General features: G+C 36.5%; 21 protein-coding genes. All 21 read left to right on the top strand.

The genetic code is table 11. The features are described 5' to 3' along the window. Nucleotides 1-476: 476 nt before the first annotated feature. The 21 genes from ACFPYN_RS12225 to ACFPYN_RS12125 all read left to right on the top strand — a co-directional run bounded on the left by ACFPYN_RS12225 (nt 477) and on the right by ACFPYN_RS12125 (nt 18,361). A complete protein-coding gene (locus tag ACFPYN_RS12225) occupies nt 477-911 on the top strand; it encodes a BrxA/BrxB family bacilliredoxin (protein ID WP_377734527.1) in 435 nt (144 codons plus the stop codon). After that, nucleotides 911-1,702 carry a class I SAM-dependent methyltransferase gene (locus ACFPYN_RS12220; protein WP_377734524.1) on the top strand — a complete coding sequence of 264 codons (792 nt, stop codon included), beginning with the start codon at nt 911-913 and terminating at the stop codon, nt 1,700-1,702. Before ACFPYN_RS12225 ends, ACFPYN_RS12220 begins: the two co-directional genes overlap by 1 nt. A gap of 245 nt (nt 1,703-1,947) precedes the next feature. Next, nucleotides 1,948-2,526: a YpjP family protein gene (locus ACFPYN_RS12215; RefSeq protein ID WP_377734523.1), complete on the top strand. Its 579-nt coding sequence runs from the start codon at nt 1,948-1,950 to the stop codon at nt 2,524-2,526. Between the two features lie 73 nt (nt 2,527-2,599). Continuing rightward, nucleotides 2,600-3,544, top strand: coding sequence for a thymidylate synthase (locus tag ACFPYN_RS12210; RefSeq protein ID WP_377734521.1), 945 nt, complete (start codon nt 2,600-2,602; stop codon nt 3,542-3,544). A gap of 15 nt (nt 3,545-3,559) precedes the next feature. Further along, a complete protein-coding gene (locus ACFPYN_RS12205; protein WP_377734520.1) occupies nt 3,560-4,060 on the top strand; it encodes a dihydrofolate reductase in 501 nt (166 codons plus the stop codon). After that, nucleotides 4,053-4,802, top strand: a complete 750-nt coding sequence (locus ACFPYN_RS12200; protein ID WP_377734519.1) for a lysophospholipid acyltransferase family protein — start codon at nt 4,053-4,055, stop codon at nt 4,800-4,802. Before ACFPYN_RS12205 ends, ACFPYN_RS12200 begins: the two co-directional genes overlap by 8 nt. Before the next feature lie 96 nt (nt 4,803-4,898). Next, on the top strand, nt 4,899-5,738 hold the full coding sequence (locus ACFPYN_RS12195) for a DegV family protein (RefSeq protein ID WP_377734517.1): 840 nt from the start codon (nt 4,899-4,901) through the stop codon (nt 5,736-5,738). Nucleotides 5,739-5,795: 57 nt separating this feature from the next. Beyond that, nucleotides 5,796-6,611, top strand: coding sequence for a GDSL-type esterase/lipase family protein (locus tag ACFPYN_RS12190; RefSeq protein ID WP_377734515.1), 816 nt, complete (start codon nt 5,796-5,798; stop codon nt 6,609-6,611). Nucleotides 6,612-6,625: 14 nt separating this feature from the next. Further along, nucleotides 6,626-7,198, top strand: coding sequence for a YpmS family protein (locus ACFPYN_RS12185; protein ID WP_377734513.1), 573 nt, complete (start codon nt 6,626-6,628; stop codon nt 7,196-7,198). Between the two features lie 14 nt (nt 7,199-7,212). Beyond that, entirely contained in the window at nt 7,213-7,737 is a 525-nt protein-coding gene (gene msrA / locus ACFPYN_RS12180) for a peptide-methionine (S)-S-oxide reductase MsrA (RefSeq protein WP_377734511.1), read from the top strand. Between the two features lie 2 nt (nt 7,738-7,739). Next, nucleotides 7,740-8,162: a peptide-methionine (R)-S-oxide reductase MsrB gene (msrB, locus tag ACFPYN_RS12175; protein ID WP_377734509.1), complete on the top strand. Its 423-nt coding sequence runs from the start codon at nt 7,740-7,742 to the stop codon at nt 8,160-8,162. Between the two features lie 814 nt (nt 8,163-8,976). Continuing rightward, on the top strand, nt 8,977-9,207 hold the full coding sequence (locus tag ACFPYN_RS12170) for a YozE family protein (protein WP_377734508.1): 231 nt from the start codon (nt 8,977-8,979) through the stop codon (nt 9,205-9,207). 33 nt (nt 9,208-9,240) lie between these two features. Further along, on the top strand, nt 9,241-10,011 hold the full coding sequence (locus tag ACFPYN_RS12165; RefSeq protein WP_377734507.1) for a sporulation protein: 771 nt from the start codon (nt 9,241-9,243) through the stop codon (nt 10,009-10,011). A 69-nt stretch (nt 10,012-10,080) separates the two neighbouring features. After that, the gene (deoD, locus tag ACFPYN_RS12160; protein ID WP_377734506.1) at nt 10,081-10,785 is read left to right on the top strand and encodes a purine-nucleoside phosphorylase; all 705 of its coding nucleotides are present in this window, start codon (nt 10,081-10,083) and stop codon (nt 10,783-10,785) included. A gap of 134 nt (nt 10,786-10,919) precedes the next feature. Further along, nucleotides 10,920-12,416: a lmo1851 family serine protease gene (locus ACFPYN_RS12155; protein ID WP_377734504.1), complete on the top strand. Its 1,497-nt coding sequence runs from the start codon at nt 10,920-10,922 to the stop codon at nt 12,414-12,416. Between the two features lie 56 nt (nt 12,417-12,472). After that, complete coding sequence (locus ACFPYN_RS12150) at nt 12,473-13,369, top strand: CobW family GTP-binding protein (RefSeq protein WP_377734503.1); 897 nt, start codon at nt 12,473-12,475, stop codon at nt 13,367-13,369. Nucleotides 13,370-13,376: 7 nt separating this feature from the next. Further along, nucleotides 13,377-13,637 (top strand): hypothetical protein, encoded by a 261-nt coding sequence (locus ACFPYN_RS12145; RefSeq protein ID WP_377734501.1) that lies wholly within the window; start codon nt 13,377-13,379, stop codon nt 13,635-13,637. Between the two features lie 159 nt (nt 13,638-13,796). Continuing rightward, entirely contained in the window at nt 13,797-14,630 is an 834-nt protein-coding gene (locus ACFPYN_RS12140) for a CAP domain-containing protein (RefSeq protein WP_377734499.1), read from the top strand. Nucleotides 14,631-15,228: 598 nt separating this feature from the next. Continuing rightward, nucleotides 15,229-16,251 (top strand): glycoside hydrolase family 15 protein, encoded by a 1,023-nt coding sequence (locus tag ACFPYN_RS12135; protein WP_377734497.1) that lies wholly within the window; start codon nt 15,229-15,231, stop codon nt 16,249-16,251. Between the two features lie 432 nt (nt 16,252-16,683). After that, complete coding sequence (locus ACFPYN_RS12130) at nt 16,684-17,505, top strand: cupin domain-containing protein (protein ID WP_377734495.1); 822 nt, start codon at nt 16,684-16,686, stop codon at nt 17,503-17,505. A 217-nt stretch (nt 17,506-17,722) separates the two neighbouring features. Further along, complete coding sequence (locus ACFPYN_RS12125; RefSeq protein ID WP_377734494.1) at nt 17,723-18,361, top strand: hypothetical protein; 639 nt, start codon at nt 17,723-17,725, stop codon at nt 18,359-18,361. Nucleotides 18,362-18,742 lie beyond the last annotated feature (381 nt).

The raw sequence follows: 18,742 nt of genomic DNA, 5'->3' as shown, positions 1-18,742 counted from the left end.
GTGTGGGTGAAGTGACGAAGTCACAAGCCCACACTCTTTGTTCTCTAGACCAAGGTGCAGTGGAGGATACGTCCGAAGCGCACTGAAAACCTCTCAGTCTAAGAGTGGAAATTTTCTTTTATTATTTTGATTTCTCTATAGATAGTGTGGACGATTGACGAAGTCAAATGCTCACACTTTTTATTCTTGAGATTTTGGTGTAGTAGATAGAGCGTCAGCATTGTACTGGAAACTTCTATATCAGAGTGAAAATTTTTTACCATTCTTTATTCTCTAATCAAGGTCCAGCAAAAGATACGCACGAAATGTACTGAAAGCCACTCTGCATCACTTAAATCCGAAAAACTAGGTAATCAAAAAATCATAAGAAAGCATAAAAATAACACGAATACGTGAAAAGATATCAAATACAAGTTATGATAGATAATGAAAAGGCATATATATCAAGCGAGTAGAAAAAGAAAGTGGGAAAACACATGAACGCATACGATGAGTACATGAAAGAAATAGTAAAACCAATGAGAGCTGAACTAGTGAATGTTGGCTTTAAAGAACTAACAAATGCAGACATGGTGAACGAACACATGTCACAAGCAACAGGTACCTCTCTAGTTATGATTAATTCCGTTTGTGGTTGTGCAGCTGGATTAGCACGCCCAGCTGTTGCTGAAGCGTTAAACGAAGTGACAAACAAACCTGAACATCTAGTAACTGTATTTGCAGGTCAAGATCAAGATGCGACCTATCAAATGCGTGCATATTTCGAAGAAGTACCACCAAGCTCACCGTCTATCGCAATTGTGAAAGATGGCAAACTGGCATACTTTATTCCACGTGAGCAGATTGAAGGGTTTCCAATGGAACAAATTAAAGACCATTTAGTGGAAGTACTCAATCAAGTAACGGCATAATGAAAACCATTGTCACCACAGCTGGGCGACCAACTGATTTTACAAAGCAATTAGCGAAAACTGCAGCACTTCAATTGGACTTGCCATACATCGACCGTCAAAAAAGGACAGTCACACAATTACAACAATATTACCAAAGTGACGTTCTAGTGGCTTCGAAGAGTCGCTGGGAGTATTATGGGCAAACCTCCACAGAACCTTTCTTTTATCACCCTAGTTCAGCGATGTTTCGTTTGAAGAGGGTTGAGAGAGGGGAACGAGATCCCTTACTTGAAGTGTGTCAATTGCAAACAGGAGATTCGTTTTTAGATTGTACCCTAGGCTATGCATCTGATAGTTTAGTTGCTGCCTTTGCAGTCGGAGAATCAGGTTGCATAACGGGATGTGAGGCTAATCCTGTTTTGGCTTTTATTTTGCATGAGGCATTTCAAAAAGGTCGTACTGAATATATTGATTTTCAAGCATATATGAATAAAATTCAAGTTGTATCTACTGATGCAGTTTCCTATTTGAAAACATTGGCTGATGAGTCGGTTGATGTGATTTATATGGATCCGATGTTTGAAACGTCAATCACAGAGTCTGTTAATATAAGCCCATTACGTTCTTTAGGCGTGCAAGATGCATTAACGATTGAATGGGTGAACGAGGCAAAGCGTGTGGCGAAAAAACGGGTGGTATTAAAAGCTCAATTTAGGTCGCCTTGGTTTGAACAATTTGGCTTTCATCAAATCATTCGTCCTAACACTAAATTTCATTATGGTTTCATAGAAAAAAGCTGCACTCAATAATGAGTGCAGCTTTTTTTAATCAGTCTGTAAAGCATAAAGAAGTAATATAACCGAGCAATACTAATAAGCCAATTCCGATAACTGTATGCATGTCCATAATAATTCCTCCTAGCTAAAAAAAAACGAAGCTGTTTCTGCAACTTTATTGTACAATGAATTGAAGAAAGATGAAACCTTTTCATGCTTGATTTCGTAATACGTATTATAAGTTGTTAAAAATTGTACAAACTTGTGGGTGATCATGAATGAAAAATTGGATTCAGAAGACATTAGTCGTAGCTGTCGCTCTTTTAACCTTTGGTATAATCTCTCCCAGCCATATTATTTGGGAAAATTTACTAGATGACAAAGCGAACCAGAAATCGATATCTTCTCAAAATACGCAAGATACATATGCAATAGAGTGGTTTGAAGAAAAACCCTCTACGTTTATTGAAGATGCCATTATTCAAGCAAAAGAACAGTCATTAGTTAAATTCGGTTCACGCATTGGGCCAGTTATTACGAATGAATTTGACGATATCATTTTCCCGAAAATTCAAGAAGCTATTCAATGGACATTACTAGATATGGACAATGAATCTCTTAACTACTTAGCAATAAGTGAGAATCCTTCAGGTGATCATAGTGAGAAGATTTTTCATATTTACGACACAATGACGGGTTCTGATGTTATTCGTTTCCATGTAAGAACTGACCGTAAGCCGCAAGAAGGGTATTTCTTTAATTTTCATTATCACTCTGTTTCAGACCAATTTGCCAAACACTACACATTAGGTGATATTTATTGGTCAAAAAATATGCCGCCAAAATGGCTTTCTTAATACATACAAAACCTTTTTCAAGTATACTTGAAGAAGGTTTTTTTACATGCCTATTAATAGGGGGTTTTTGCAAATGGAACAATATCTACAATTATGTCAAACCATTTTAGCTGAGGGTACGGTGAAAAATGACCGAACAGGAACTGGTACGAAGAGTATGTTTGGTTATCAAATGCGATTTGATTTAAGCAAAGGGTTTCCTTTAGTGACCACCAAAAAGACGGCAATGCGACTCATTACTTCTGAATTATTATGGTTTATTAAAGGTGATACGAACGTCAAAACGTTAATAGCAGAACGAAATCATATATGGGATGAATGGGCTTTTGAAAAATGGGTGAAAAGTGAAGAGTATGACGGGCCAGATATGACAGACTTTGGACGACGTGCGGCTCAGGATGACCAATTTCAACAGATTGTGGATCAACAAATGACTATTTTTAGAGAAAAAATATTAACTGATGATAAATTTGCCGAAGAATACGGTGATTTGGGACCTGTTTATGGTCGTCAGTGGCGTTCATGGCCATCAAAAGACGGGCAATCAATTGATCAATTGAAAAACGTTATTGAGTCCATTAAACAAAATCCAGATTCAAGAAGACATATTGTGACGGCTTGGAATCCTTCAGAAGTAGATCAAATGGCGCTTCCGCCATGTCACACTTTCTTCCAATTTTATGTGGCTGATGGGAAATTATCTTGTCAATTGTACCAACGTAGTGCAGATGTTTTTCTTGGGGTTCCTTTTAACATCGCGTCGTATGCCTTATTAACACATTTGATTGCAAAAGAATGTAATTTAGAAGTGGGCGATTTTGTCCATACTCTAGGCGATGCCCATATTTATTCAAACCATATGGACCAAGTCAATGAGCAACTATCACGTCAACCACGTGAACTACCAACATTGACAATTTCAAATGATAAAAAATCTATTTTTGATTTAGAAACAAGTGATATCACAGTAGATGGCTACGATCCACATCCAAGAATTAAAGCACCAATTGCTGTGTAGAAAGTAGGGAGAATCATGATTTCATTGATAGTAGTCCATGATCTTAATCGCGTCATTGGACAGGACAATAAAATGCCTTGGCATATTCCTAACGAACTTGCTTATTTTAAAGAAAAAACAATAGGAAAAGCCATTGTAATGGGGCGCAGTACATTTGAGTCAATTGGACGACCTTTGCCAGGTCGCTTAAATATCGTCATTACACGAAACACATCTTATGAAGCTAAAGGCGTGACAGTTGTTCATTCGATTGAAGAAGCGATAAAAACTGCTAACCTACATCATGAAGAAGTCATGATTATTGGTGGGGAGCAAATTTTTAAAGAAGTTTTACCGTATGCAGACCTTCTGTATATCACGCTTATTCAACACGAGTATGAAGGCGATACCTATTTCCCGTCATATGAACAAGATTGGGAACCCATTTCAACTTCAGACCAAAATACGACGGATAGCGGGATTCAGTATACATATATGCTGTTTAAACGAAAGGGTCTAAATAAATTAGATGTATAATTCACTACGAACTTTTTCTTTTCTATTTGGATACTTGCCATTTTCTTTAAGAGACTTACGCAAAATCCAACGACAAAAAGATAAACTTACTACAAAAGACTATGATGAACTCGTACACCAGCAGCCAAAAAAATGGGCGAAAGGCATTCTAAAACGAACAAAAAGTACTTTTCAAATTGAAGGATTAGAGTTAATTCCTGAAGAAACTGTACTTTTCGTCAGCAATCATGAAGGGAATTTTGACATTCCTTCACTCATTGCACATATTCCAAAACCTTTTGCTTTTATGTCAAAGGTCGAAGTGAAGAAACTTCCAATTATTAAAGACTGGATGGAAGTCATGAACTGCGTCTTTATTGATCGAACTAACCGCAAAAGTTCAATGCGTTCAATAACCGATATGGTATCTACCTTACAAGCGGGTCATTCGATGATCATTTTCCCTGAAGGAACCCGTAGCAAAGGGACTGGGGTACAAGAATTCAAGTCTGGCTTTGTTCGAATTGCCAAAGAAGCACAGGTGACAATTGTTCCAATTGCCATTGCTGGAACTTCAGACATTATGGAAAACAATAAAAATAAAATTAAACCTGCTCATGTCCTAATATCTGTGTTACCACCTATTTCAGTTGAAATTATTCAGGAACTTTCGTCAAAAGAATTAATCGTGCATGTTCAACAGAAAATTGCACTAGAAGTAAAACGACTGCAAGACACGAAAAAACAGATGCCCCAACAATAGCATCTGTTTTTTACGTTAGACTTGCGAATTACTAATAGTTTACAGAACCTGAACATATTTTTATAATAAAGATATGTGTAGAAGGGTGTGACTGAGATGACAAAAATTCATATTGTAACCGATTCAACAGCTGACTTAACAACAGAACAACTTGCACAATATTCGATACATGTTGTGCCACTCAACATACAGATTGATGGAAAATCGTATATAGATGGTATAGATGTTCAAGCGGAGTCTTTTCTAGAGATGATGAGAACGTCAAAAGAACTTCCGAAAAGTTCACAACCTGCTGTTGGTGTTTTTCAAGAACTTTATGATGAACTAGGAAAAAATGGAGACAAAATTATCTCGATTCATATGACCGGGGGAATGAGCGGGACAGTAAAGTCGGCTCAAGCTGCTGCTGGAATCACTAATTCTGATGTCACAGTGATTGATTCACGTTTTATTTCATATGCTTTATCATTTCAAGTAATTGAAGCTGCCCAATTAGTACAACAAGGTAAGCTTGTTGAAGACATAGTCAAACACTTGGATAATGTACGTGAAAAAACAAAACTGTTTGTGGTCGTTGATACACTTGATAATTTAGTCAAGGGTGGACGAATAGGAAAAGGAAGAGCGTTAATTGGTTCATTACTCTCCATTAAACCTATTGCGTCTCTTGAAGGCGGAGAATATACCCCTGTCCATAAAGCAAGAAGTCACAAACAAGTGGTTCAGTATCTTTTTAAACAATTTATTGACGACACGGTTGGTAAAACTGTTAAATATGTTGGATTGTCACAAGCAAATGGCTATGCAATGTCAGATCCATTGAAAAAATTAATTGAGGATTCTGGTTTTAATGATGTGCAAGTTGCATTTACCTCACCAGTTATTAGTACACACACGGGAATTGGTGCAATTGGTTTTATGTACACGGTTGAATAAAGAATGTAAACGAGCAGGGAGCGATCCCTGCTTTTAATATGAGAAGGAGAGAGTATCATGATAAAACAGTTGATACTTGTCATCTTGGTGAGTTTATTCATCTTGACAGGATGTCAATTTGACCAAGCAAGTAAAGTAGATTTCACACCAAGACAGTCGATTGAACTGGAAAGTTTCACTTTAAATAATATGTTTATTAAGGAAGAGAAGATTCTGGTTGGCCTAGGCGATTCATTGACTCAAGGAGTTGGTGACGAACTTAAAATGGGGGGCTATCTTGGTCGATTAGCAACTGAGATGGAGACGTTCCAAGGAGTTAGTGAAATTGATTTGTGGAATGAAGCAAAACGTGGAAGACGTAGTGATCAATTGTTAAAGCAACTAAGATCTGGTGAAATAGATGAATCTGTTCAAAAAGCAGATGTAATTGTCATGACAATCGGTGGCAATGACATTATGCGTATAGTAAAACAAGATTTATTTAAATTGCGTGTGGATGCCTTCCAAAATGAATTACTTGTATTCGCAAACCGTTACGGAGAAATATTATCAGAAATTCGTAAACTTAACCCAGACAGCCCCATTATCTTATTAGGGTTATATAATCCTTTTTCACTTGTAACTGATCAAGCAAATGAATTTGACCAAATATTAGCGGACTGGAACAATACAATTAGTAATCTTGCGTACAGTGATATTAATGCCTGTTTTGTTCCGGTAGACGATTTGTTTAATTCGAATTCAACAATGGTTTACCATACGGATTTTTTCCATCCAAATAGTAAAGGCTATGAACAAATGACAAACCGTGTACTCAAATCCCTAAAATCATGCGGTTTAAATCAATTAACAAAAGGGGAAATGGATTTCTAAGGAGTTGAATAATTTTGAACCTATGGAAAGTTGCTTTTCTATTACTAATCGCACTATTAATTACCGCAACGGTCATGTTTGTTTTCTGGATTAGTACACCTTCAGAAAAAACAGTCATTCCTGAACCACAAGCAGCTTCCGAGGGGCATGTATTGACAGTAAAAACAACGAAAAAAGATTTTGAAGGAATTGCAAATTCTTACATAATGGAAGCAATGAATACGCAACCTTTACCTGTTAAATTAAGCGTTGAGAACCAAATTCTATTATCAACGGAACTCACAATTTTCTCGATTAAGTTACCAGTTATTATGAAATTCGATCCCGTGGTAGAACCAGATGGCAATTTGAGATTAGTCCAAACAGGCGTCGAAGTCGGTAAATTAGAAATTCCACCCGAAACCGTGTTAAAGTTACTGAAAGATTCCGTATCCTTACCTGAATGGATGATTGTTCGTCCTGAGGAAGAGGATGTCTATATCGATCTATCTCGCATCCCTATGAAATCGGATGTTGAAGTGAGAGCGAAAGAATTTAATTTGGAACAAGATGAAATCACACTCGAAATACTGGTTCCGAATAATTAAAGGAGGTCGTCTTTATGAGCTTAGAAAAAGCAACGTTTGCAGGAGGTTGTTTTTGGTGCATGGTCAAACCATTTGATTCTTATGACGGGATTCATGCGGTTGTTTCAGGCTATACAGGTGGAGATTTAGAAAACCCTACATACGAGCAAGTATGTACAAATTCAACAGGACATAAAGAAGCTGTCCAAATAACGTTTGACTCTAGCGTGTTCCCATACGAGCAGCTTGTCGAATTGTTTTGGATGCAAATTGACCCTACCGATCCAGGTGGTCAATTCTATGATCGAGGTTCATCGTATGAATCAGCGGTTTTTTACCATAGTGACAGACAAAAAGAAATTGCAGAGGCATCTAAGATAGCAATGCAAACAAGTGGCAAGTTTTCAAAACCAATTGTCACACCTATTCTAGAAGCAAAACCCTTTTATCCAGCAGAACAATACCATCAAGATTATTATAAAAAAAATCCAACGCACTACAACCGCTATCAAGTGGGCTCAGGTAGAGCTGGCTTCAAACAAAAAATGTGGGGTGAATAACAATGTCAAAAGAAGAATTGAAAAATAAACTAACACCTATGCAATTTCATGTAACACAAGAAAATGGTACGGAACCAGCTCATCGTAATGAATATGACCAACAGTTTAATGAAGGTATTTATGTAGACGTCGTTTCCGGCAAGCCATTATTTAGTTCAAAGGATAAGTACGATGCAGGTTGTGGATGGCCGAGTTTTAGTAAGCCGATAGAAGGTCCAGAAGTGACAGAACATGTTGATGCTTCTCACGGTATGAAAAGAACGGAAGTAAGAAGTAAAACAGCTAACTCACACTTAGGACACGTATTCCCAGATGGTCCTGGTCCAGAAGGATTGCGTTATTGTATTAATTCAGCATCATTAAAATTTATTCCAAAAGAAAAATTAGAAGAAGAAGGATACAGCGAATACGTATCCCAATTTTAATCAACACTATATTTAACATTAGTAGCACAAACCAATGCCGTTGGTTTGTGCTACTATTTTTTATACTCGAAGTTAAGGAACTTCGAGTAACGTATCCTCTTTAAATTAGATTATCCTACTGCGGTGTGCTTTCTTCACGCTATTGCAACATGGACGTACAATAAAAATTTACTATAGAATAGAAGGTTTCTTTAAGTAGATGTTCGGTCGAAGATGCAATTTCGACCTCTTTCTGCTTCGTTTATTTTGCCATGAATGAATTCGGTTGAAATTATAACAAACAAAAAATTTCATTTTTTTCAACTAGCAGAATCAACTTATTGAAGAATGAGACCAACAAGTGTGACGACAATCTTTACTTACTATTACATCTAAACCTGTGATTTTTACTACTAAATGTTAATCATGAGAAATATCCTCTATATTGACAGAGTTTTTGGGATGATTTGAATCGAAAATCACTGTTTCATCCTCTAAATCATGAAAAAAAGCGGACTTCTCACAAAATCTTTAAAATACCTTCACAGCGATCATTAAGGTGGTTACTTGGATATCTCATTGTAGTGGAAGGCGTCCGCCTGTTTCTGTTTCTGCATCGCTATGCTAGCTTCGAAACATGGAAGTTCGTTGTAACGAAAATCAAAAGAGTAGTATAGCCATTTTCAGAAAGAAGTGGACAGTTCTTCACACTAATTCTTAAAAACAAAATAGATTCAAAACGTTGCTACTCTTATCGAACTTATTCTTTTGTTTTTACTTCATCCTCAAAATCATGTATATATAGTAAACAACGTTAAATATTTGGAGGGAAATTATGAATCATTCATTTTATAAATATGCACTTACATTTAGAGGAGGACCAGTTTCAGACAAACTGGCGATGTTTGCTGAAGCAATGTTTTATGATTTATCGTTCCCAAAACAATCAAATGATTTTGAAGAAATTTCAAGATACATTGAAGAATTAGCCCATTCAGATATGTCCGCATCAATTTTTGATGAATTGTGGTTATTATTTGAAACCAATGTCGCTTTCCAACAGTAGAATAGATACAACTATTTTAGGGGGAATACAGTAATGTCTTTTTTCAATAAAGTTTTAGCGTCTATAGGAGTTGGAAACGCAAAAGTAGATACTAAATTAAGTGATTCAACTTTTATGTCAGGGGATCTCATATCTGGCGTGACTGAGATAGAAGGAGGTAATACTTCACAATCGGTAAAATCAATTTATATCAATGTTTACACGACATATGAACGTGAAGCGAACGATAAAAAATATACCGAATCTGTGTCCATCTATTCTCATATGGTAAACGAACCATTTATTATTGAAAAAGATGAGAAGAAAATTTTTCCTTTTTCGTTTAATCTTCCATTAAATACTCCTGTAACGATGGGTAAAACTCGTGTTTGGCTACAAACTGGTCTAGATATTAAAAATTCTGTCGACCCTGGAGATAAAGACATGATTGAAATTCGACCAAATGCTTTTATTCATGCGGGTTTAACAGCTGCTCAAAATTTAGGGTTGAAATTACGTAATGTCGATTGTGAAGAAGCTCCTCGGGCTTACAGAGGACTAACTAAATTTGTTCAGGAATTTGAATTTGTTGCAAATGGGGGTCCGTTTAGAGGGAAGTTTGATGAAATTGAATTTACTTTCATTTATAAAGGATTGGACCAAGTTGAATTACTAATTCAAGTAGATCGAAAAGTCCGTGGTTTAGGTAGTTTATTTTCAGAAGCACTAAATATGGACGAATCTTTTATTCGCTTAACATTGTCAAAAACTGATTTAGCGTCTCTTGAATCGAAACTGTTAAAAGAAATAACACGATATACATAAGACCATTTGCATCTCCTGTTAAAAAACAGTATGATAGTACGGAAATGTTTATAAAGTGAGGGTAAAAAAATGAGTGTTCATATTAATGCTAAAAAAGGCGATATCGCCGATACGATTTTACTACCAGGAGATCCATTACGTGCGAAATACATTGCAGAAACGTTTTTAGAAGACGTTGTTCAATACAATGAAGTTCGTAACATGTTTGGATACACTGGTACTTACAAAGGAAAACGTATTTCTGTTCAAGGGACAGGAATGGGAGTACCATCTATATCTATTTATATTACGGAATTAATGGCTGAATATGATGTTCAAAAATTAATCCGCGTGGGTACATGTGGATCAATTCACAAAGACGTAAAAGTGCGCGACGTAATTCTTGCACAAAGTGCTTCAACTGATTCGAAAATGAATGAAATCATTTTCAATGGGATCAATTTTGCACCAACAGCTGATTTCGACTTATTGTTAAAAGCATATAATGCTGGAGTTGAAAAAGGCTTAAATCTTAAAGTAGGTAACGTATTTACAGAAGACGTTTTCTACAATGAGCATGCAGAGCATGAAAAGTGGGCTCAATACGGAATTTTAGCGCTTGAAATGGAGTCTTCAGCACTTTATACATTAGCAGCTAAATTCGGTCGCCAAGCACTTTCAATCCTAACTGTAAGTGATCACTTATTGACTGGTGAAGTTACAACTTCGGAAGAACGTCAATTAACATTTAACGATATGATTGTTGTAGCATTAGATGCTGCAATCCAAGATTAATCAAGGCATGGAGTAAAGGCTGTCATCTGTTTTTTGACAGCCTTTTCTTTCCGTTTAAGCTTATTTACTGATAAACTATACATAACTATTGAAACATATTTTCTAATGTTTTCGATTTGAAAGTGGTGAATGAAATGGATGAACAAGACAACAATCCTGAACAACAAACAGACCAGTCAGAACAACATCGACATGATGGGCCAGCGGGGAAATATATTCGCTTGAAACCTTTCTTCTTCATCATGCTTATCTTTACTTTAATTCTCAGTACGGCAGGGTTAACGATATTTGCTTTAACATTCGGCGATGAAAAAGTAGTCGAAGTAGGTTCACCTGAAAGACGAGAGTTTCAGAAATTATACCAAGCATATGACGAGTTGAAATCTGATTACTATGCAGATATTGATCAAGAATCATTAGTTAATGGAGCAATCAATGGGATGATTGATGCGCTTGACGATCCTTATTCGGATTATATGAATCAAGATGAAGCAGCACAATTTGAAGAAAGTATCTCTTCAAGTTTCCAAGGAATTGGCGCTGAAATACAAGAACGTAATGGCGTAATTTCAGTAGTATCACCTATTAAGAATTCACCAGCTGAAAAAGCAGGGATTTTAACGAATGACAACATCATTGCAGTAGATGGTGAAAATATTCAAGGCATGGGTGCATCTGAAGCCGTTCTATTAATCCGTGGTGAAAAAGGAACTTCAGTAACGTTAACTATTCAACGTGGTGAAATGACCGAACCATTGGAAATTAAAATCGTTCGTGATGAAATTCCTATAGAAACGATTTATGCTGAAATGCTCGAAGATAATGTAGCACATATTCAAATTACAAGTTTCTCACAAAACACATATGATGAATTACTAACAGCTCTTACCGAAATGGAAGATAAGGGAATGGAAGCGTTAGTTCTAGATGTTAGACAAAATCCAGGTGGATTATTAACGTCAGCCATCGATATTTCTAATCTGTTTGTTGAAGATGGCAAGCCTCTATTCCAAACGAAAGAAAAAGATCAAGATGCAGAAATTTACTTAGCTACCGATGGTAAGAAATTAAAAGTACCAGTCTCATTATTAATTGATGAGGGTAGTGCTTCTGCTTCAGAAATACTAGCAGCCGCAATGAGTGAATCGGCTGGTACGCAACTTGTTGGATTGAATTCGTTTGGTAAAGGTACCGTACAAACGGCAAATGAATTAAATGATGGTTCAAATATGAAATTCACAACTGCTAAATGGCTAACGCCTGATGGCAACTGGATCCATGAAAAAGGTATAGCTCCGGATGTGAAAGTAGAGTATCCAACATATACGAAATTGCCTTATTTGGACGCATCAGTTGAAATGAAAAACGGCGTTTTATCAGATCAAGTTAAAGCAGCAGAAGAAATGCTTACTGCTATTGGCATTGATGGTGGTAAAGTGGATGGATTATTCGATGATCAAACAGAAACAGCTGTTAAGCAATTGCAAAAAGAAGCAAAACTCGATGAAACCGGTATTTTAACGGGTGATACGACTTATGCTTTAATGGATCGTTTACGTTTGAAAATTGAAAAAGATGATCCACAATTATTAAAAGCAAAAGATCTATTAATAAAAGATTTAGCAAAATAAACAAAAGCTGGCCTGCAAGTTGAGGCCAGCTTTTTACATAAGTGAGGATGAATGATATGAAGGATGTTTATTTATTTAGTGGGTTTTTAGGAAGTGGAAAGACATCTTTACTAACTGACACGATACGTCAATTGAAAGAAAAAGGGTTGAAGCCTGCTGTTTTAATGAATGAGTTAGGAAAACTGCCTTTTGATTCACAAGCAATCGAGGAAGACATTCCATTAAAAGAAATGTTAGAAGGCTGTATTTGCTGTTCGGGCTCCGAGAAAACAGAAGCACAGCTGCAAACTTTATTAACAGGTGAAAATTTCGATGTGCTTATTATTGAAACAACTGGCGCTGCACATCCAGTTGAAGCATTAGACGCTGTTTATTCTCCGTTATTTGCAAATCAATTGAATGTAAAAGGAATCGTGACAGTTGTAGATAGCATGAGGTGGCTCGATCGACACTTATTGCCACCACAAATGCGCTCTTTATTTTTAGAACAAATTCGTCATGCCCATTTACTGTTAGCCAATAAAATGGATTTATTATCTGAAGCTCAACAAGCAAAGGTCACCTTCGAATTGCAAAGTTTTAATCCAACCGCTACTTTAATTCAAACATCACACGCTAAATGCCCATTGTCCATATTAGAAAGTTTAGCAGGTACCGTTAGTGATAAAGACGTTAACAAAGCGAGAGTGGGTCAAGAACTTGCGTTGTCGACACGACTAGTATCATTTAAAGAATCTGTAGATCAAGAAACCTTTGAAGAGTGGTTACGTACATTACCGTCCACTATATACCGAATGAAAGGATATGTTCCTATCAAAGGCATAAAAAACCCAATGCTCTTTCAATATTCATACGGCATGGTTCAATGGTTGCCAGAGTATGTGAAAATGGAACCTACTATTGTCATTATTGGCGAACAACTAGCTCATTTAAATATTCCTGGAAGTGAGTGATTGACTGATGAACGAAATCATTCGAGCATACCAAACCCTATTTCCGTTCCGTCAAGCATCTTCATCAATTACAACAATTGAACAACTTGAAGGAATCATTCGTATGGAGTTATTAGATGAGTTAACTCATCCACGTGTACGTAAAACAACTGTAGAAAAACTGCAAATTGCATATGAGAGAATAGAAAATAGCAGGTTATCAGACAATTTAAAAATGGAGTTAAAAAAGCTTTATATGACTGTCTATAAAAACGTCAATACCTTTTGAGATGAAACATATGGAAATTCCTCTAAAACCACACATTTATTTATGTTTTGAGTCTGTATAAATAGTACATTTTCGTTGTGATTGGCAGTATTGGTAACGATTAGGTATTTTATTGAGAGATTCAAAAGATAGACTAAGTGGCAGAAGGGGGAATAAAAAATGAAAAAAATGTTACTAGGTTTAACAATGGGAGCGATGGTGTTCTCAGTAGGTCAAGCTACAACAGCAGAAGCTTCATTTTCATCACCCACGTTTGAGACTCAAACTGTCTATAAGTTCTCAACACGTACTCAAGCACAACAGGTGGATTACTCGACCATAGAAAAAGAAATGCTAGAAAAACTATATGCACAACTAGCAGCTGCAGGATTTACGCAAGCAGAAATTAAGCAAGTTGCACAAAAGCCAGCAGAAGGTACTAAGCCGGTAGCGGCACAACCAGTTGCACAAAAGCCAGCAGAAACAGCTAAGCCGGTAGCAGCACAACCAGTTGCTCAGAAGCCAGCAGAAACGGCTAAGCCTGTAGCAGCTCAACCAGTTGCTCAGAAGCCAGCTCCAACTGCACCAGCAGCACAACCTGTTGCTTCAGCACCTGCAACACAAAATACGGGTTCAATTTCAAACATTGAACAACAAGTATTAACTTTAACAAATCAAGAACGTGCAAAATCAGGTTTAAAAGCACTTGCAACAGATTCAGCATTGATGAATTCTGCTCGTCAAAAATCAGCAGATATGAGCAACAACAACTATTTCTCTCATACTAGTCCTACACTAGGTTCACCATTCGATCAAATGAAAGCAAATGGCATTCAATACAAGGCCGCTGCTGAAAATATCGCAATGGGTCAAAGAACGGCTGCTGAAGTCGTTAAAGGATGGATGGAATCACCGGGACATCGCGCTAATATCATGAATGGAACATACACTCATATTGGTATTGGATACGATGCAAACGGTAATTACTGGACTCAACAATTCATTCAAAAATAATATGTGACATATACAACATGAAATAAACGGTCATCTCATTGTAGAGATGGCCGTTTTTTCTATGCCATTTTACTTCTTCATTCGACAAACTTAGAGGTGTATGAGATAGCACTGTATATTTAACAAGGAGCAAGAATTGAAAGAAGATCCTTTATAACTCAAAACTAATCCAGAAAATGCATAGTAAGATAGAATTTCATCTACATATTGAGCCTTTAACGGATTCAAGCACCGAGATCTAATGTTTTAAAACGCACATAGTATCGCGCAATGGGTTTCCGTTCCTATCTGATAGGGTATCACATGAGTACTTGATAGATTCATTGCCTTTTAATGAATCTCAGGAGTTTACCAATGCATGATGTAAGGATTTTTAACTAGTAAGTGTACAATTTCGAGAGTTGAGTCTGCTTGCTTATGAAAAAAACAATCTTTTACATAAACTAATTAGTATCTTATCTCTGTCGTAATTTGTAGTTATTTGTTACGATTGTAAAATGAAAACGCTTTTATTTAATGAGATGAAAAGATGGTGTCTAGAATCACTACAAATGGTTAACGATAATTGACAGGTTGTAATTTATGGAGGTGTTTGAATATGAAAATTAATGATGCAATTGAAGTTTTGGATCGAATGCGCCTTCCGAATGGTGCTTATACAGCTAGTATTTCACAGGACTATAATTTCGTTTGGATACGTGATGTGGTTTATACGGTTTTGCCGTTTTTACAAAGTAGTTCGGAACGCTATGAAAAAGCGTACCATGCATTATTTGATTTGTTTAAAAGGTACGAATGGAAAATCGATATTCACCGTGAACAGAAACCGTATCACCTATTTGAATATATTCACTCTCGTTATTCCACAGAATTAAAGGAGATCAATCAAGAATGGGGCCATGCTCAAAATGATGCTATTGGTGCTTTCTTATGGGGTGTAGGCGAAGGTGTTAGCAACGGCCGAAAGGTTATTCGTGATGACAAAGATCTGCATATCGTCCAAAAATTAGTCGACTACCTGGAGTGTCTTCAATACTGGCAGGCACATGATAATGGCATGTGGGAAGAAAATATGGAACTGCATGCTTCAAGTGTCGGCGCATGTGTGGCTGGCTTGCAATCAGTGAAAATGCTTGTGCACGTTGAGGATGAACTTATCCAAAAAGGCGAAGAAACATTGCGATTTATATTGCCACGAGAAAGCGCAACAAAAGATACCGACTTAGCGCTGTTGTCGCTTATTTATCCATACCGTATCGTTGAACGTAAAACAGCTCTAAAGATTATTGAGAGAGTTACACAACGCCTTGAAAGAGAGAATGGCTGCATCCGATATCAAAATGATCAATATTACAATGAAGGTAGTGAAGCAGAATGGTGCTTCGGATTGCCTTGGTTAGGATTATGTTACTTTGAATTAGGTATGTATGAAAAAGCTTTTGAATATGTCAATAAAACGGAACGTCTCATTCCTGATAATTGGGAAATACCCGAATTATATATCGGTGGAAAAAATGTCCCAAATGGCAACACTCCACTGGCTTGGTCCGTTTCCTTATCCTATATATTTTTAAACCGAATGAGCCACACAACCACTACTCAATTAACAGGAAATGATTAACTACATTAAATAATAAAAGTTGATACGGTTTTAATTAGGTAGAATCGTGATGATTCCAGACACACTACCTAATGTATGTGTAAGAGGAGCGAAGTGATTATTCACTTCGCTCCTCTTTGTATTTGGCTATGTGAAAGGATAGGTTGATTTTTCGTTAAAAAGTTAGGAGTTTCCCAAGACAACGGTAAACTTACAAGATTTCTTACGTTAGCAGATTAATGAAGAGACTCAAGCACAAACCATTATGCCGCTTTACAATGTTTCGAAGTAATACATCTGTCATTCTTAAAAATTAGGCAAATGGCAGAGAGCAGATGTACCAGCGGGAAGTTAGGAACAAAATGTTGATGGTTAAGATAGACATTATAATAAGTACATTCATTTAACGGCTTGCATAGGATAATTAAATGAAATGTGAAGGGATTGTGAAAAATGTATTATGTTCCTAATATGTATCAATGCCAATGCCCTTATTGTGTAGCTGTACCTATGTATAACCATGTAAGACAAACAGCTTACCCAACATATCCTAGTAGTGTAGAGCATACTAACAGAAGGGATACTTATCACTCTGCAAATGGTGGCGAAATATCGTTAAAGGATTATGGACCGAATCCATATGTCGTTAATATTAATGAAGCAACTCTGCAAAACAATACGTTTCGTACTGCTTTGTGGACAGGAACACATTTTCAAGTTACTTTAATGAGTCTCAAAGCTGGAGAATCTATCGGTTTGGAAGTGCATCCTAACCTTGATCAATTTATACGAATTGAACAAGGCCAAGGTATTGTTCAAATGGGCCAAAGTAAAGACAATTTAAACTTTACAAGAAATGTCTACGATGACTCTGCAATAGTGATCCCTGCTGGCTATTACCATAACCTAACAAATACAGGAAATATCCCACTAAAACTTTATTCCATATATGCTCCTCCCAACCATCCATTTGGTACTGTACATCCGACAAAAGCAGATGCTGAAGCTGCGGAAATGATGGAAAATCATCACAATGGAAACACTGCAAATTTGGGCAAAACTCCTGATGAATGGATACAGCACACAAAATATTTAGTTAATGAAGGATTAGAAGATGTCAAAAGAGGAATAAATTCTACACATATTCTTCAAGAATTCATTCTAATGGGAGTACTTGTTGGGAAAGGATTTTCTCCTGAAAGAGCATACAAGACAGTGGAAGAATGGGAACGGACAGGAGAATCCAAACTTCTTCAACAAAGTAAAAATATGTAGAGAGTAAAAGCATCAAGAAAAATGAACAATCACTTGCTGAATAGAAAATGCGTAGACTTCTACTTTAACTATAGGAGCGTTGATCCTTAATGGATCAACGCTCCTATTTGTTGAACTAAATATACTAAACAAGCAATTGCCTTTAAGAAGAGGAATTTTGTGTTTTTATCGGATTTTTTGGGGATATAGGGCATATCTTCTTAACAGGAGGGATTATGTGTTAAAAAGGATATTGATTATTGCAGGATTACTTATAGTGGGAATAGCTTCATTTAGCCTGTTAAATAAGCCTTCTGCAGTTGCAAATAAAGAGGAACAAGAACCTTTAGTTAAAGTAGAAGAACTACATATACCTACATTGGAGATGGTGAAAGAAAAGCTTAATGAGAAATACGTGGTGGTTGATGTAAAAACGACTTCAAAGAAAGAATTGCTAATACAAGTTGTGGGAGATGAAGAGTATTTTAATTCTGTGAAAAAGGAAATCGAGTCCATTGCAAAAAGTGTAATCAAAACCTCCACAATAAAAGATTATTCAATTGTTTTAGAGAGATGGGATTTATTTAAGATGCCCGAAGAATTTAAAAAAGAGCAAAAAGAACTTCTCCATTTAGGAAAGACTTTAATGGAAGGTCTTAAAGGTTATGGCGTAATTGGAGATATAGGGTTTCATTATCAAAAATCCATTACCATTCAAACATCATTTAAAGCTTTAGATAAAGATGCACATAAGTTAGCAATAGAAATTGAAGAGACAGTAAATGAAATCTTGCATTCTAAAGAACTAAATTCAGTATCCCGTATTGACTCTTATGAAATTATAATAGTGAATACCCATGGAAAAGTAGTAAACTAGTCAACTTATTAGGCAAAATAATATAAGTGCTTAAAACGCGAAGGTAATTAATCTTACCTTTTCTGCCTTTCTTCTTTCGCATCACGTTTTCCTATTGTCGAGGAGTTCCCACATAAACAGCAGTTTTTTTACCTCGTACAAAGTTTCGAGGTGATATTACCAAAACTTTTCATTAAGAGAGGAGGGCGAGTGACACTGTCACTTGATCTCTTTTTTTTCTCTAAACAAAGTTGCAGCAGAGATGCGTCCAGAGACGACGACAAAAAAGCGTGAAGTCTTAAAGACAATTCAATTAAGTTCGTATTCCAACTTGGACCTCAATTTTTCCAACTTGGCACTCAAATCTTTCAACTGAGCGAATATTCACCTAAATCGTATACA

The sequence above is a fragment of the Paenisporosarcina macmurdoensis genome (assembly GCF_042658845.1).
GTDB lineage: Bacteria > Bacillota > Bacilli > Bacillales_A > Planococcaceae > Paenisporosarcina > Paenisporosarcina macmurdoensis.
Note: the sequence above shows the minus strand (reverse complement) of the source record. Positions and strands in the feature narration are given on the sequence as shown.

Excerpts from the sequence above, each read along its gene's own strand:
- ACFPYN_RS12225 (WP_377734527.1), top strand. The coding sequence starts at position 477 with ATGAACGCATACGATGAGTACATGAAAGAAATAGTAAAACCAATGAGA.
- ACFPYN_RS12220 (WP_377734524.1), top strand. The coding sequence starts at position 911 with ATGAAAACCATTGTCACCACAGCTGGGCGACCAACTGATTTTACAAAG.
- ACFPYN_RS12215 (WP_377734523.1), top strand. The coding sequence starts at position 1,948 with ATGAAAAATTGGATTCAGAAGACATTAGTCGTAGCTGTCGCTCTTTTA.
- ACFPYN_RS12210 (WP_377734521.1), top strand. The coding sequence starts at position 2,600 with ATGGAACAATATCTACAATTATGTCAAACCATTTTAGCTGAGGGTACG.
- ACFPYN_RS12205 (WP_377734520.1), top strand. The coding sequence starts at position 3,560 with ATGATTTCATTGATAGTAGTCCATGATCTTAATCGCGTCATTGGACAG.
- ACFPYN_RS12200 (WP_377734519.1), top strand. The coding sequence starts at position 4,053 with ATGTATAATTCACTACGAACTTTTTCTTTTCTATTTGGATACTTGCCA.
- ACFPYN_RS12195 (WP_377734517.1), top strand. The coding sequence starts at position 4,899 with ATGACAAAAATTCATATTGTAACCGATTCAACAGCTGACTTAACAACA.
- ACFPYN_RS12190 (WP_377734515.1), top strand. The coding sequence starts at position 5,796 with ATGATAAAACAGTTGATACTTGTCATCTTGGTGAGTTTATTCATCTTG.
- msrA (WP_377734511.1), top strand. The coding sequence starts at position 7,213 with ATGAGCTTAGAAAAAGCAACGTTTGCAGGAGGTTGTTTTTGGTGCATG.
- msrB (WP_377734509.1), top strand. The coding sequence starts at position 7,740 with ATGTCAAAAGAAGAATTGAAAAATAAACTAACACCTATGCAATTTCAT.
- ACFPYN_RS12170 (WP_377734508.1), top strand. The coding sequence starts at position 8,977 with ATGAATCATTCATTTTATAAATATGCACTTACATTTAGAGGAGGACCA.
- ACFPYN_RS12165 (WP_377734507.1), top strand. The coding sequence starts at position 9,241 with ATGTCTTTTTTCAATAAAGTTTTAGCGTCTATAGGAGTTGGAAACGCA.
- deoD (WP_377734506.1), top strand. The coding sequence starts at position 10,081 with ATGAGTGTTCATATTAATGCTAAAAAAGGCGATATCGCCGATACGATT.
- ACFPYN_RS12155 (WP_377734504.1), top strand. The coding sequence starts at position 10,920 with ATGGATGAACAAGACAACAATCCTGAACAACAAACAGACCAGTCAGAA.
- ACFPYN_RS12150 (WP_377734503.1), top strand. The coding sequence starts at position 12,473 with ATGAAGGATGTTTATTTATTTAGTGGGTTTTTAGGAAGTGGAAAGACA.
- ACFPYN_RS12145 (WP_377734501.1), top strand. The coding sequence starts at position 13,377 with ATGAACGAAATCATTCGAGCATACCAAACCCTATTTCCGTTCCGTCAA.
- ACFPYN_RS12140 (WP_377734499.1), top strand. The coding sequence starts at position 13,797 with ATGAAAAAAATGTTACTAGGTTTAACAATGGGAGCGATGGTGTTCTCA.
- ACFPYN_RS12135 (WP_377734497.1), top strand. The coding sequence starts at position 15,229 with ATGAAAATTAATGATGCAATTGAAGTTTTGGATCGAATGCGCCTTCCG.
- ACFPYN_RS12130 (WP_377734495.1), top strand. The coding sequence starts at position 16,684 with ATGTATTATGTTCCTAATATGTATCAATGCCAATGCCCTTATTGTGTA.